This is a genomic window from Photorhabdus luminescens subsp. luminescens (assembly GCF_001083805.1).
GTDB classification, from domain to species: Bacteria; Pseudomonadota; Gammaproteobacteria; order Enterobacterales; family Enterobacteriaceae; genus Photorhabdus; species Photorhabdus luminescens.
Window position 1 is genome coordinate 19917 of sequence record NZ_JXSK01000013.1, and the last position, 16114, is coordinate 36030.

Genomic DNA, 16114 nt, shown 5'->3' on the forward strand with positions numbered 1-16114 from the left:
GCCCCCATTACTGCACAACAAATTCAAGTAGCTCGGTCAAAGTTCCTTCCCCGGTGAATGTGTTGAATTTATAGCGGGCATCGGCACAAGTACCGTAAACCTGATCAATATTGTGCATTTGGCTTTCTAATGCATTAATTGCCGATGGCCCTTGGTCGCTGTCATTAATAGGTTTTAAAAATGCAACGGATAAAGAACGAGGTTGTTGTTCACCTTTCTCAGCGAGAGCAAAACTGGCATAAGCACGAGAAGCAAAACTATTTTGTTTACCCGCAGGCGATACTTTCACAGCGGCTTCTGTTAATGCTTTAATCGCTTTATTAGCAAGAGTTTCATCGCCATCCAAATTTTTTATTAATTGCGTTTTATTAATGCAGATATAACTGTAAAACAACGCGGCGGCAAAACCCAATTCCCCGATATGGGCCGACCCGGTATCTTCCTTACCATCATTTAAATCATCCACCGCGGTAAAATAATCATCTTCAATAACCACACTATGCACACTAATAGCATGAGCGACCTGACAGGCGGCCTCGACGTTAAACGCAGGACTTGAAGCTAACATCCGACCAAACAAAGCAATATCCACCGCCGTTTGTTTAGTCTTTAATAAATTAAGCTCTTCGGCTGTTGGTCCCCGGTTTTCTTCCGCCAGCACCTCAATTAACGACATGACAGATCGTTGCTCTGCCGGGCTGATATGCGCCAATTGTTCAATTTCTAAAGCATCTTTTTTTGTTTTTCCAAAAACACCGGCAATCGTTGTAGCCAATGCTTTCGCGGATTTTTCTTTCACTCCAGCACTGACCAAAGCGTCAAATACCTTAATACCAAATCGCTTGGTGCGAATACCAATATTCTCTGATAACACCTGTTCAAATAATTCAGAAGTACGCCAGTGGCGTTTTAAACTTTGAGAACTCACGCGTAAACGTTCAAAACCGCCCATTCTCGCTGTTTTAGGCCGGCCTAAATCATCTCGATTCAGATTAGATGGCGCATAGGAAGTTAATAAGTGTAATTGAATAAACTGACTCATAATAATCATCCTAAACTCAATTAATGAAAATCCGATAAATCAACCGATTTACCACTCGCTGCACGGTAATAATCCATAACCCACTTCACCTTGATACGCTTATCCGCCTTACATGGCCGTAATTGTCCATATTCAGCGAACCATTCCTCAATGTCCCGCGCTAAAGCCAAAACAGAAATATTGCCTTTAACTTTCTGTAAAACTTGACGTAATCGACGTAGTAATTCGTTCGGTGTTTTAGCATTTTGTAATTGTGAAAATCTTAATTCACTGACAACCGGTTTATTTCCTCCTCCTTTCTTACCCGCCGCTACTGCCAATGTAATATCACTGTTGCTTTTAACATAAACTAATGTTGCCGCCATCGTGGCCCAATATTCCAATTTTACTGGATTATCCGATAAGCTAATTTCATCCGGTAAACTAAACCATAAATCCCGAAAACCTTCAGTTAACATAGCCATCTCAACGTTTTCACAGCGCTTTAACTGGGCTTTATAAGTCAAAGGCGCTGGAATAATACCTTTCTCTTCTAACTGCTTCGGTGACATAAACATACTTTGCCACCAACGCAATAATATGACTTCGATCTTGCTGTCCATTACATTTCCTCTTGACCAGAGTGAATATGGTGATTGGTAATAAATGTGTTGATCTCTTTTAAAGCTTTTTGTCCATATAGCCCGATGATTAACTGTTGACGCGCTTTCATACGTTTTGCCATTGAGCGCTCATTACCCAATTCAGATAAAGCAACATATTCATCGAATAAATCTCTACAGAGACGACGCAAGGTATTAAGCCAATGTTTAGCCTGCTCTGGTGTCAGAAAAGGCGCCTCCAAACGTCTATTATTGATAAGTTGATGCACCACAGAAAAAAACAGGGATTCACTTTGTTGCCAAAAAATCAGGTCAATAAAGGAAATGTCGCCTTTCACATCCGCGGGCTTTTCAAACCAAGCTGCTTTTATTTGATTTCGGCATAGCCAAATCATATTGGTTGCCAATTTTTGCAGCTCTTTGATTTGATATAGAATCTTTTCCTGCTGTTCTGGTAAGACAAAAAACAGCGGCACAGTGACAGAATACCAACAACGGGCTTTCATATTATCCATATCGTAGCCAAACACCCACAGACGAGGCATTACCCTTCGCAGTTCAGCAAAATGACAACATAAAGCATAAAAATGGCTTACGACCGGCGCACAACGTTGCCCTCTCTCATGGCTGGTAAATACCAAAGCATCCCAAATTTTATACGTCACCCCTCCAGGTTGGCCTTTAATAGATAAATGTTGTGTCGATTTTTTCAGATCCCATTTATAGGGCGTTAACGGATGAGTCCAATTACCGGAATAATTGCCGCCGTAATTTTGTGTCCGATATTCAGAGACAGTGAATGCAGAATATTTACCTGAAATTTTGCAAACATTTTCTCCCTCTTCCACCACAAGACGTATACGTCTCGGCATTGCCCAATACATATGTAAGGGATGCACATCCTCAGCATAAATTTCTGTCCCATCATTAACACTCACTTTTGTTGGCGCTAACCAGGGAAAAATCTGAGCACTGGTTAAATCAGGTTCTGAATAATGCCATTCACTTCGACTAATAACGTTTAACCACAGTTTTTGCCATAATGTGGTATCCGTTTGTTGCGGCACTATTAACGTGGTTAATGGCCCTCCGCCTCGTAATCCTACCCGATGGCCCACTCCTCCTGACGGCGCATTAATTTGTAAGGTAAACAGCGCCAGAGCCGCCATTTCAAGGGACATCACGTCTCCAATGCCACGTTTAATAAAATGATCTGTATTAAGTCTTAAACCATTCGCTCCCGGCGCTTCAATTAATAATCCAGCTACAGTGGTTGATTTCACTGTTTGCAGCGGATCAAAATCCTGCATAAAAAGAGGCCCTATACCGGTAACATTGAAAGCATGTACCACTTTATTAAAAGCTTGTTGTAATATCTTTTTATCAGGCGATGCTTCATATAGAGCATGCCATTGATATTTATCTTCTGGCGCAAAAACGGTTTGTAATAAACCAATAGCAAATTGGCAAGCTGCTCCTTGAAAATCAGCTCGCGGTAAAGCAAAGTCCATAACATCATGATCACATATCGCATTAATAGGCAGTACTTTTTCACTACCATCACGTAATCGAAAGGGCAACCACGGGTCCTGAACTAAGTTCATAACACCTCCTGCTTTTATCTTTCACAAAAACCTATTGTTGAAGAATAAGTAAAATTCGGATCTTGCTCTGGCAACCAAGGTTGCAAATATCTAATTTGGTAATATCTCTGCTGCAAAGCATTGAGAGCGGGTATTAACTCTGTCGGAATGGGAGCTAATTTATTTGCATACTTATATCTGGATAATTTAATCGTACTCAGTGACACCGAAAATTCGCCTGAATTTACCCAAGGTACCAGTTGCCTTAAACCTCTTTTTTTCAGAATTAACACCTCAACAGTTTCAATATCACTGTAGCGAGCATTAATATCGGCATCATCTTCATACCAATGATCAGCACTGCGATCACAATAACCATATAATTGCCACTGTAACCAAAAAGATTTAGCTTTAGCTGTCTGGCTTCGCTCCTCGTTAATGAATTCATTATCTTGGTGTTTTAACACTTCAGGCGCTTGCTCATAAGCATGACCATAAACTGCCTCAATTAATTGGCGAGTTTCCGCAGGCATACGTATAGCCCCCAATTTTCTCAACACGCGCATGCTTAACCACAAACGCGCAGGCGAGCGATAAACACATTGCGTGTTACGAAAATTATAGCTTAGCCAATCTGATCCAGGTTGCTCCCGCCATTCAGGCGCGTGAACAAACAATATTGGCGCAGGGCGTGAATCTTTAATACCCCATCGATAAATACCATCACTATCGCGAGTATGACGATGCAAACGCCCGGCTCGCTGAATGAGATCATCAATAGGACAAATATCTGAAATCATGACATCGGCATCAGTATCTAAACTTTCCTGAAATATTTGTGTGGCGATTAATGCTTTGCCTCGCCGCATTTCACCCTGACTATTTTTACCAAAAATAGTCATGACATGATTTTCAATCTCTTTTCGATGCTGCAAAATAAACTGGCTATGAAATAATAAACAGCGCTCAGGTTCAGTCAGCAAACTTTGCAGCGTCTGATAAGCTTCAATAACATCATCCACTGTATTTCGTATCCAAACGACACATTGCCCTTGTACAATGGCGGCTAATACCTTTTCAACACAACTGCCAAAGCTATTTAAGAAATCAACTTTAACTTCCCGGCTAACATCTTTTCGACTTGATAACGGTTGCTCAATAACAGGCGATATGGCATTTAAACTTATTTTGGTTGCTAAAGGAAAATCCGTTTTTTGCAATAATTGAGAATTTAGTCCACCCGCATTCAGCCAAATATCCGTTAAACGCTGACGCTGTTTAAAGGTCAATGTTGCTGTCAACAAAATGGCTGAACCACCCTGATAAAGATGCAGCGCTAATAAATTTTCCAATAAATTAAACATAAATTCATCAGCAGCATGGACTTCATCAACGATGAGTACTTTACGATTAAGCCCAAATAATCTCAGTGATTGATAGCGCCTTGGTAAGACAGCCAATAAAGCCTGATCAATCGCTCCGATGCCAACAGGCGCTAACAGAGCCTGTTTACGTGGATCGGCTAACCATTGATTGCATTGCGCCGAAGAGGGAATATCTGTTTTACCATAGTTTCTATCTGGATGACCTAACGCTAAAACGGGTTCACGAAATTGATTATTCATCTCCCGCATACCATGAGCTAAAACGATATTCGGCTTACTGTCATCCTCTATTGATAGCATTTGCTGATAATGTTTAGCAATTCGACTAAATATTGCATTAGAAGACGCCATTGTAGGCAAACCAAAATAAAAACCATCAGCGGCTTTTGCTTGCATCAAACGATGAGTAAGCGCAAACGCGGCTTCTGTTTTACCTGCCCCAGTCACATCTTCCAAAATAAATAGTTGAGGAGAATTATCTACAGATATTGATTCGACCCACTGTTGCAACGGTGTTGCGGCAAAACCGTAATATTCCTGGATGGAAATAAACGGCTTAATGACCGGCGCCTTACCTAAATTGGTCGCCATAACCGCTTTTTTTGCCATTGCTTGCGCATGTTGCCAATAATCTGCTAATGGCATAGGTTCGGATTGATAGGTAAAATAATGATTATCAGAACCAATCCAATCCGCCAATATTGCAATACCGGCAAACTGCCAACTCACTTGTTCCAATCGCCGTCGCCACTCTTTAGATTGTAATTTTTCAATGGGAAACTCAGGTTGAAATAATTCAACCAAATGATGAACAAAGAGTGTGGCAGCAGTAAGATTATGAGGTTCAATAAAATGTTTAATCGCTTTATAGTGTGTTTTATCAATGGGCTGGCCGTGATGCCCTAATACACAATCCATGAATACCATTAAGGTATCAAACATCTCTCGCTGTTCTCTTCGCTCCACACCTTCAATATTAACCAGCCTATTAAGTAACTCCGGTTTGATATTTTCCCAGAAATATAACCCTATACGATCATGACAAAAATAACGGCCGCCAGACTCTTTAGAGCAATCTGGTCGATGCAGACCGACCTCCAGACCGGGAAGTAATTTTTGAAAAGCAGATGCAAATTTACCAATATCGTGCAAAGCCAATATAAAAGAGACCATGCTTTGTAGCTGCTGGGTAGATAACGCTAGAAAATTAGCAAGATCTCTAGTCAACGATCTTTCTAAAGAGAGTAACTGCATTCCTACCGCAGCAACATCCAAACAATGGTAAGGAAGCAGATGATAATCTGCATTATCAACCTCTAAGACTCGCTTCGCCTTACCCCAGTATTGAAAATAAATTGGCATTTCCATCTGAAATCCTTACTTAAACATCTGTTTTACCTATTTTTAGAACATAATGCGAAAATTTAGATCAGAAAAATACTAGTTTCTGTTTTTTTAGGATAATTCTGTATAAAAACTCATTACCTAAACAGATGAATCTTTGGCCGACCTCTGAACATAAGCCAGAATTAAAGTGACATCATAGTGCAAGGAACAGTTTGAGCGGGTAGCCAACCTATATTCATCTATTTGATAAATAAAGATAATTACATGTAATGTCGGTACTCGTTTTACCAAAGTTCATTTACACTGATAACCCTGCGTATATGATGTCAGGCCAAAGTGGGATGAAAATACTGGCGGGTGTTTAACGATGTCAATTACAATTATTTCGTAAATCGATTTTAATCCTCATCTTTACAAATTTAAGCCCTGATGCGACGACATAACGAAAGAACTAATTAATAGCTTTTCTAAGATAACGGCGTAATTAACCCGGAAATTTTTTATGGTCATTTGACCATTCAATAGCGAGAATACAAAGACTATCGGTGTTTTCCCTGCCATTTTTCAAATTGCGCAGGTCGGAGGCCATACCTTGCTAAAACACCTTCATGCAATCGCCGTAATTCCTCAATAACCAATGCTTTTAACGTGTCACGCTAAGAAGAATTGCTTAAATGAATCTGAGATAGCTCGGGAAATTATCCGATCTATCCGCTACCGGATCTGATATTTCCTCCGTGGCGATAACATAGCGGCGGCTTCGACCTTCACCCAACATCTGTACTTTGTTATCTTCAACAAGTTTCCCCAACCAACGTTGAACAGTCCTTCCAGGAACGGAGGGATGCTCCGCCAATAAATCCGAAACAGACATCGGTTGTGATGCAACACATAAGGTCTCATAAATATCAGTTATTAAACTCATAGCGAACAATAGATTCTAGTAAAAATATGGCGCGATTATGGCGCAATTCAGATTAATCGCGCCACTTTTGTGCCACCAAATATGGCGCGATTTAAAATCATCTTACTATTTCAAATAGATAGAGTGATTTTTTGTACCCGCATTATTAATCTCTCTTAGACTAATATATACTTGTTCGATATATTTAAGGATATTTACCTAAGCATAAATGCGAACACTCAAGCCATATTTATAGAAATAGAACAACAATATTGCTCTGTAATTATTAAGAAATATTAAAACAACTCCCAATTTTTATACTAGTGTTCCTATAAATATTAATCACAAAGTTAACAATTACTCCTAACTCCAGCTTTATTAGTTTGGACATAATCTCTTTTTCCAAACCCTAAATTTAAAAAAGTTGCCTTTTTATTCGAATTGACTTATATTTAACCCATGCTAGCGACTAGGAGTATCTCCAGTCAGCAATGTTAGCCTCTACGAGCCTTTATGTAATGTTACTCTTGTACTGCCCTTCTTCATAAACCTGAAAAGGGTATGTACAGGTAGTAAATTTCAAAGAGAACGAGCCTTTTGTGAATACTCCTGATAATCCCATTATTCCTAAGAGTAAAAAAATACTTAAACTGGAAACAATTTTCAGCATCGCATTTCATGAAAAGACTAAATTAGATGATTTTTTATCCTTTAATATTAAAAGTGAATATAAAAAATTAGAATACAACGGACGTATAATTTATCATCCTTCAACTAAGCTTAAAAGCTACCACAAATTTATTAATGATTTTATTCTTTTCTATTTAAACATTAATAAAGAGGTAGTTTATTCATATAGAAAAGGAAGTAGTACTTACGAAGCAGTAAAAAAGCATTCTGATAAAAAATGGTTTTTCAACACAGACATTAATAATTTTTTCTCAAGCATCACTAAAAATTTCGCAAGAGAAGTGTTAGAAGATAACACCTCAGCGATCCCTATTATTGATATACAAGAATATTATGATAAAATATTGGACTTTATAATTGTCGATGATATATTACCGATTGGTTTTTCAACCTCACCAGCATTCAGCAATGCGTGTCTATACAAATTTGATAACAACATCCAATATTATAGTTCAGAAAACAACTTAATTTACACCAGATATTCTGATGACATAATAATATCATCAGATAATAAAGAAATAATTCATAGTATTTATACAACAGTATCCAATTTCCTCAGCAAAGAGAATAATGGTAATTTTTCTTTAAATAAATATAAAACAAAGATCGTTAATAAAGGAAATAAAGTAAAACTTCTTGGTATGGTTGTGCTACCTTCAGGAAAAGTTACTGTTGATATAAAAATAAAGAAAAAAATTGAATATTTAATTTACTTTTATATCACCGATAAAGATAAATTCAAAGATGCTATTGGTAAAGATATAGATAAAGGGATTGAGATGATTTCAGGAAACCTTAATCATATAAATACTATTGATAAAAGTTATTTAAACAAGCTCAGAAAAAAATACGGCAATGTTATAATCGATATGTTTTTCCATAAGAATGTATTCTAAGATATGAACATTACAATTAATATTTCAAAAGTGCAACACATTAATGAAATGAGTTTTTCATTAGATTTAACAAAAAATAAAATTACATGTATTGTAGGAAAAAATGGTATTGGAAAAACCACATTTATAAAATCAATTAAAATTTACAATCAGCCGATATATTCATAAAAACATCATCACGTTATATCTTTAATCAAGAAAGCAGAATAGAATATTTGATAAATAATGATGTCATAACTTATATTTATAATAGTAACCTAAAAGTTATTGATACAAAATCAATTGTTCCTGAAGAAGTAAAATCTAACATATTTGTTGAACTACCGATTCCCTATGGGGATAGATTCAATAGTTTTCCAACATTAAGTAAAATCGACTCAGATTTAAGAAAGTGCATAGCTTTTCAAACCTATGAGGTTCCCAGTGAGCTTATTAAAATGTTAAATTCAGTTTATAAAACTGATGTCTATAAAAACTTAAAATCTTTTAAAGTTAAACAAAATAATTACTACTTTCGACTTAACGAAAATGGATATTATATACGGGAAGATTATTTTAGTTCAGGAGAATTTTTCATCATCAACCTTTATAGGATGATTGAATCTAAAAGAAAATACATCATTATTGATGAAATTGATATTTCTTTAGATTCCTCAGCACAAGTAGAATTAGTAAATTTACTTAGAGAATTTTGCGATAAATATAATTTAAATATCATTTTTACAACCCATTCCTTGGCATTAATGAAAACACTTAATGATGATGAGCTTTATTATATGTATAGAGAAGGCAATAAGACCATGATATCAAAGAGATCTTATAACTTCATTAAAAGCTCTCTTTTTGCCTTTAAAGGCTGGGATAAATATATTCTAACTGAAGATGAAACTTTGCAAGATTACTTAGAATATATCATAGACAGAAATAATAATTCTTATTTTTATAATATAAATAATATATATTGGAGGAGCCACCAACGTTGTTAATCTTATGAAAAGGAATGAAAAAGAAGAATTTCTAACAAAACCTGAAAATGTAATTTGTGTTTTAGATGGCGATCAAGCACGTTTATAAGAATTCTAATGTGTATTGTATTCCATTTCAAAGCATTGAAAAAGATATCTATTCTGCTTATCAAACTGATCTAACAATTCCAAGAGTAACAGTTACCGCTACTAAAGAATTAGAAAAAAAAGTATATAAAGCTCTTGTAAAAACCTATAATAACGGCTGGTCAAAGGCTACCATATTTAATTATCTAGATAAAAAAATGCCACTTGAGAGTGAGATTTTTAAAAAATAATCATAGATTTTTTAAAAGCCAAATAATAAAAATCATTTATAAAAACATCAATATCATAAATGGACATTAAAATAGATATCCATCAATTTTCTATTTATACGTATAGGTATCTGTAATCCCTAACCAGATATATAAAGTCGCTATATTATCATTAAAAAATCTGGAGTAAAAAGTGCGAATCTAACTAAATCTATATTCATAAATTTAATTTTTTATGATGAGATCTACCTTTTTGCTCCAGGCTATAACCTTTTAACATAAAAGAAGAATATTCATAACATCACCATATTATATTGAACCGCTCGCATATTATTTATAAACGAATACGAAACTGAACAGATACTGCAAATCTTGCGACAGAAAAAAGTTTATGCTATCTATAATGATTAAATACCTTCGTATAATATACAACTAATCTTTAAAAGCTAACTTTCATCATCAATAATATTGTTATAAAAGCGATATTCAGGAACTTTAGCTTCATTAATCGTGCCAATTCTTACCGGTAAATGACCATACGAATGACATAATAGTTTTATATAATTCCAATATTCCCTCTCTGTTTCTATATGCTCTATCAGTGGATCAAAAGCACCATCATAAACTTCAACATTTAATTCTCTATCATCATTAATTCCATTAATATTTCCACTATTATTTTCTTGTTGATTAATATACTCTTTATTATCCTTTTCGTGATTCATATTTCCGCGATCTATAATTTCCAGCATCTCTTTTATCATTTCTAAGCTATGGCAAGCTGTTTGCGGTGAATTGTAGAATAAGCCATCATTAAAAATAGCTTCCATCAATTCATAAAACGCGAACGAGGTTGTTCCCTGTATATATTTGATATTTCTATTATCATATATACCAAAACATTTATCATTCAAAATATCCGTATTATTATCATCATAGCCAATTAATATTTGCCTGTCACTGGCAATAACGGGAATGTTTTTAATTTCGTGGATATATTCACTGATACTGTAATGCTCTTTATCTCCTTTTCTATAACCCGATGCCATACAAACTGATTCAATATTAAAATATTTTGTCGGCGTATGTTCACGATTAAAATACTCAGACAACTTTTCATTATCTTTCATATCTTTTCGCTGATATACCCGATGAACCGATGTAATTCTCTGAATACTGATCCAATCAAATATCGGTTCTTCTTGCGAAGGTTTTCTAATCTCTGCAATATAAGCGGCAATATCAATTTCCAGCCAAGTGCTTAACATAGCCTGCCACGGTTCTATCGCAAGAAATATATTTGATATTGTCACTCCTTTTTCTATTATGACTTTATTTCTGAAATATTTCAGGAAAAAGAACGGATCATTTTTCCCTAGCTGTTCCTGAACTGATAACATCGGTACAGCGATTGTCATATCGTAATCTGAACGAAATCTCAGAATCGAATCAACACAAATAATTAAAGTACCTTCCATCTTATCCCTCGTTCATTTAAGCTTTTAATATATTAACCACCGCAATTCTTGTATATATAACCCTCTATTATAGCCATATATCTGGATTTTGCTATTTTTGAACGTCAGATTTGTCATTCTAGCTTCCTACATTACATCAATATTAAAAGATAGTTACATGATATATTAGGCACACATCAATAAACACCACACCATATTACTTTATCCTAAACCTAAAATTATTAAAAATTTTTCCTTGTGAAAATATTTTTAATATTAAATTCAATACGAAATTATTTAAATCCTAAATCCCTGTTTAAGGTTCTTATAATTTATCCCTGTCAATCACGATCAAAACTACAAATTAATTCATTAATTTGCTTTATAGTAAATAGAAATGCATTTGATCAGCCGCTTCCCACCACTATTTATTGGTAACAGAAAGTCATTGGTAACGGAAAGCAATTACCTGTAATATACCAAAATGATAATGATTTGCATTTACATTGATAGCATGGCATGAAAATGACCGTTAATGTTTCAGACTCTCAACAGATCCAGTGCATGTACATCCACAATCATGATTGGCTATTTCGTTGGCTTAAGCACCGTCTTAACTGCGATGAAACTGCCGCAGACTTGGCTCAAGATACTTTTGTTAAATTACTTCGTTCACCTTTACCACAGCGACTCAATGAGCCACGTGCCTACATCGTCACCATTGCTAAGGGGTTGATGGTTAACTGGTACCGTCGCCGCTCACTTGAACAATCTTATCTGGATTTACTCGTCAGTCTGCCCGAACCGCTTATTCCCGCACCAGAGCAAAAACTTATTATCCTAGAAACACTTCAAGAAATTGATATCATGCTCAATCAACTCCCCACGCCAGTGCAAACTGTCTTTTTACTTTCCCAGATAGAAGGCATGAAGTATGAAGATATTGCAAATCAGATGAATATTTCGCTGTCCACAGTAAAACGTTATATGAAACAAGGCTTTTATCAATGCCTGATAGCAATGGCATAAGAGGAATTGGTATGGCTTCCACTGATACATCTTCCTCATCAAGTACACCTTCTGAAACGATACTTGCCGAAGCCGCAGAATGGCTGACCATTTTACATGATAGTCATGCCAGCGAAGCTGATCGGAACGCCTGCGCCGCCTGGTGTGCGCAAAGTCCAGAACATGCTCAAGCCTGGGAGCGAGCACAATGTCTGTTAGCACGCATCCATCATTTGCCACCGCATATCGCCTCACCTCTGTTAAACAACAAACAAGCCCTTTCCCGTCGAGAAGCCATCAGAAAGCTTATACTCATGTTGTTAATACCGGCTGGCGCATCATCACTCTTCTGGCAATCTGATCAATTTCAGCTTCTCACTGGCGATTATCACACCAAAACGGGGCAAATTCAGCGCTGGTCACTGCCAGATAGCAGTCAACTGACGCTAAATACCCAAAGCTCAACCGATGTTCGTTATAACGATACCCAACGGCTTATTAGTCTAAAGCTAGGGGAAATCTATATTGAAACCCATAAAGATAACCGTCATCCGGCTCGACCATTTAAGGTACAAACCCAACAAGGCGTTATTGTGGCATTGGGCACAAAATTCAGCGTCCGCCAACAAGCCTCACACACTCAGGTGGAAATCGTAGAAGGGGCGGTTCGCATTACGCCAGATAATGGTTTGCCACACATACTCTATGCTGGAGAAGCAACCCATTTCACTCAATTTGCCGTTGCCCCACAACATCCCCGGTCAGTAACTTCATTGAGCTGGCTACAAGGTATGATAGTGGCTGATAACCTGCCGCTGGCAACGGTAGTTAACGAACTGAACCGCTATCGTTCCGGTATCATTCGTTGTGACGATGCAGTCGCTAATTTGCGGGTCTCTGGCGCTTTTCCCATACGAGATACGGATCTGGCGCTGCATATGCTATTACAAACCCATCCGCTCTCAATGCGCAGCCTGACCCGCTATTGGATTACCCTCTATTCGCCCGGTTAATAAAAATAATCATTTTTACTGACACTTTTTCCAATCTCATACGGCATAGAAATAGAAGAAGCTTAAAAAGTTATGGAGAACTTACTATGCCATATCATGTTGACTGCCAAGATTCACAACCACGTTGGCAGAAAAAGTCCTTAGTCGCACTGTTATTGCCATTAATACTGCTACCGGCACGTTCCCTGTATGCCGCCACACCAGCAGATACACTCTATTCCGTTCATATTCCACCAGGTTCATTAGGCAATGCTTTGTCCCACTTTGCAGCTCAAACCGGTACAGCGCTCTCCTTCGATCCTAATTTAACCAACGGGCTAACAGCGCCTTCATTAAACGGCAGTTTTACTGCTCATCAAGGTTTAGTACAACTGCTCACAGGCAGTCATTTACAACTGTCCCAACGTACCGATGGCAGTTATACCTTGGTAAAAATGACAAAGAATATGACCAACAAAGGTGTAATCGTACTAAATCCCCTTACGGTAGCAGGTAATCGCGGATACGCAGGTAATGAACCATTGCGGTTCGGCAGTACCACCATCAAAGGTAAAGATATTGAAAAATTCGGTGTGATCCATCCCGTTGATATTTTCAAAACAACACCGGGGGTATTATCCGGCGAAGCGCGTAGTTCAGGCAGTCTCGATGTGAATATCCGGGGCCTGCAAGGACAAGGCAGAGTCTTAACCACCGTTGATGGCGCATCTAACCAAACCGCGCTCTACCGCGGTTATCAAGGTGTCTCCAACCGTTCCTTTATTGATCCCGATTTCATTGGCCGGGTAGATATCAGTAAAGGCCCGACAGGAAAAGGTGGTATGGGAGCCATTGGCGGCACCGTGGAGATAAAAACCATTGAAGCCAGTGATATCCTACTTGATGGACAAAAGGCAGGGCTGCGCCTGAAAGGAAGTCTGTTGAGCAACCATTCCAATCCTGACGATTATCAACGCAATGATTGGGCTTCCCCATCAAAAACTTCTCTTTTCGACGCTAAGAATCGCACCGGGAGTATTGTTTTCGCGATAGCCGAACCTTCCTATGAATTGCTGTTTGGCGCTTCTCAGCGCAAGCGGGGCAATTACCATTCGGGTAAACACGGACCGGGCGCGAAGGAACGTGGCATGCCCGGCTATTTGTGTGAAAGTGATCCACAAGATTGCTACATTCCACAATTCAGTGAACAGATGGCAGGTTATTCGTTATATGCAATGGGAGATGCCGTCCCAAATACTTCTGAAGATAGTCAGTCATTACTGGGTAAAGGAAAAGTTCGTTTTGGCGATGGTCATGAAATCTCCGCTATCATTAGCCATTATCAAAATCTCTACGGAGAATCCTATGTCGCGGATATGGCAAACCTAAGCCAAACATTTATGATTCTGGAACAGGGGCCACTGACACGGCTCAATATGAACAGACATAGCCTAAATTATAAATGGGAACCTGCGTCAAATCCCTGGATTAATTTGGATATCGGAGTATGGCAAACACGGGTTAACGATCGCCCTCGAACCGCAAATAATACCCTCGGTGATAAAAAATTCATGCGTACAGTAGGGATGAATTTGAGTAACACCTCATTATTTGCGCTTTCAATGCAAGATATTGAGTTGAACTACGGCGCCAGCTTTATTCGTGAACGCACTGGCCCAAGCGCGGGTAAATGGGAATATGCCGTTAATCGGGAAGGAGAGCGTAAAGAAGGCCATTTTTTCCTGAACGGGAACTATATACTTGCCGACCGTCTGACCCTAATGGGCGGATGGGATTACAAATCCTATCAGATCGAAGATGACAGTCCAGTTCGTCCGGGTAGCTCTTGGTTACCACAGCTCACCTCTGGGAAAGTAAACAATAAGCGAGATCATGCTCATGGCTATTGGGTAGGCACTAAGCTTGAACTTAATCATGAAACAGCGCTGCATGCCAAATATGCCTATGCCCCACGTTTTCCATCAATGGTTGAAGGTATTCGCGGCTACATGATGAGTGTTGACGACCATATAAAACCTGAAATTTCAAAAAATATCGAAGTCGGGCTGACATCACGCTTCCAGAATGTTATTGCTCAAAATGATAGCTTCGATATCGCAATGTCCTACTTTGATAATCGGATAAAGGACTATATCAGCCGCTCATGGATGGATGATTACTGGAGTATGTACATCAGTAATATTAAAGAGGCGAAATTCGCCGGATTAGAATTAGCAAGCACTTACCACAGCGATCACTTTGATGCGCGTTTATCAATGAATTACTACACAAAAGTGAGATTCTGTACGGAAAATGAAGGTTGTGTCGCACGTAGCCTCCCTTCGGATTATGCGACTAATCACATTCCGCCTAAATATGCGGTATCACTCGATCTGACACAGCGATTTTTAAATGACAATGTATCTGCTAACGTCAGAGTTTCTCATTATGGGCAAAGATCTGTCCCAGCGGCAAAACCGGGCCGAGGTTCTGCTCCCCTGCTAGCACCCATTATCTGGCGGCCTGCAACCGTGGCGGATATCTCTCTGACTGCCCGTATCAATAAGCATGTCGAGTTTGAGTTTGGTGTAGATAATGTGTTCGACAAATATTATATCCAGCCTCTCAGCCTCGGCTATATCCCTTCACCGGGCAGAACGTTTCGGGCCGGAATGACGACTTATTTTTAAATCTATTTATTTTTAAATCCATTCGTTAAACTGGTGGCATATCCACGATATGCCACTCTCCCGCCAAATAATGTAATTAGAGCGAAAGCAGAATGTCAATATAAATTATTATCTCCTTTCGTCGGAGTTAATATAATTTTAACAATGAAAGCTCAGCGCTGGTTTAAATTATCGCATAAATATAATATGCCATCAGGTATTTTTAATGAAATTAAAACAATCATGGAAAATATATT

At 38.1% G+C, this 16114-nt stretch carries 13 protein-coding genes; 7 read left to right on the forward strand and 6 right to left on the reverse strand.

Features of this window, described 5'->3' with window-relative positions:
* Positions 1-7: 7 nt before the first annotated feature.
* From cas7e to TI10_RS22115, 5 genes are all read right to left on the reverse strand, one after another.
* A complete protein-coding gene (gene cas7e, locus TI10_RS22095) occupies positions 8-1042 on the reverse strand; it encodes a type I-E CRISPR-associated protein Cas7/Cse4/CasC (RefSeq protein ID WP_049585511.1) in 1035 nt (344 codons plus the stop codon).
* A 20-nt stretch (positions 1043-1062) separates the two neighbouring features.
* Entirely contained in the window at positions 1063-1644 is a 582-nt protein-coding gene (gene casB, locus TI10_RS22100; protein ID WP_049585513.1) for a type I-E CRISPR-associated protein Cse2/CasB, read from the reverse strand.
* A complete protein-coding gene (casA, locus tag TI10_RS22105) occupies positions 1644-3248 on the reverse strand; it encodes a type I-E CRISPR-associated protein Cse1/CasA (RefSeq protein WP_049585515.1) in 1605 nt (534 codons plus the stop codon). Before casA ends, casB begins: the two co-directional genes overlap by 1 nt.
* 14 nt (positions 3249-3262) lie before the next feature.
* Complete coding sequence (locus tag TI10_RS22110; protein WP_049585517.1) at positions 3263-5980, reverse strand: CRISPR-associated helicase/endonuclease Cas3; 2718 nt, start codon at positions 5978-5980, stop codon at positions 3263-3265.
* Between the two features lie 649 nt (positions 5981-6629).
* Positions 6630-6884, reverse strand: a complete 255-nt coding sequence (locus TI10_RS22115; protein ID WP_049585519.1) for a hypothetical protein — start codon at positions 6882-6884, stop codon at positions 6630-6632.
* Between the two features lie 578 nt (positions 6885-7462).
* On the opposite strand from TI10_RS22115, the gene TI10_RS22120 reads away from it, so the two are divergent.
* From TI10_RS22120 to TI10_RS26285, 4 genes are all read left to right on the forward strand, one after another.
* Complete coding sequence (locus TI10_RS22120) at positions 7463-8449, forward strand: reverse transcriptase domain-containing protein (protein WP_244161691.1); 987 nt, start codon at positions 7463-7465, stop codon at positions 8447-8449.
* Positions 8450-8497: 48 nt separating this feature from the next.
* A complete protein-coding gene (locus TI10_RS26275; protein WP_244161697.1) occupies positions 8498-8617 on the forward strand; it encodes an ATP-binding cassette domain-containing protein in 120 nt (39 codons plus the stop codon).
* A gap of 47 nt (positions 8618-8664) precedes the next feature.
* Entirely contained in the window at positions 8665-9435 is a 771-nt protein-coding gene (locus TI10_RS26280) for an AAA family ATPase (protein ID WP_244161692.1), read from the forward strand.
* Positions 9436-9500: 65 nt separating this feature from the next.
* Positions 9501-9752, forward strand: a complete 252-nt coding sequence (locus TI10_RS26285; protein WP_244161693.1) for a hypothetical protein — start codon at positions 9501-9503, stop codon at positions 9750-9752.
* A gap of 425 nt (positions 9753-10177) precedes the next feature.
* On the opposite strand, the gene TI10_RS22130 is transcribed toward TI10_RS26285, so the two are convergent.
* The gene (locus TI10_RS22130; RefSeq protein ID WP_049585521.1) at positions 10178-11209 is read right to left on the reverse strand and encodes a hypothetical protein; all 1032 of its coding nucleotides are present in this window, start codon (positions 11207-11209) and stop codon (positions 10178-10180) included.
* Positions 11210-11752: 543 nt separating this feature from the next.
* On the opposite strand from TI10_RS22130, the gene TI10_RS22135 reads away from it, so the two are divergent.
* From TI10_RS22135 to TI10_RS22145, 3 genes are all read left to right on the forward strand, one after another.
* Complete coding sequence (locus TI10_RS22135; RefSeq protein ID WP_244161694.1) at positions 11753-12217, forward strand: sigma-70 family RNA polymerase sigma factor; 465 nt, start codon at positions 11753-11755, stop codon at positions 12215-12217.
* 11 nt (positions 12218-12228) lie between these two features.
* Positions 12229-13209, forward strand: coding sequence for a FecR domain-containing protein (locus TI10_RS22140; RefSeq protein WP_049585523.1), 981 nt, complete (start codon positions 12229-12231; stop codon positions 13207-13209).
* Positions 13210-13295: 86 nt separating this feature from the next.
* On the forward strand, positions 13296-15878 hold the full coding sequence (locus TI10_RS22145) for a TonB-dependent receptor (protein WP_049585525.1): 2583 nt from the start codon (positions 13296-13298) through the stop codon (positions 15876-15878).
* Positions 15879-16114: the final 236 nt, after the last annotated feature.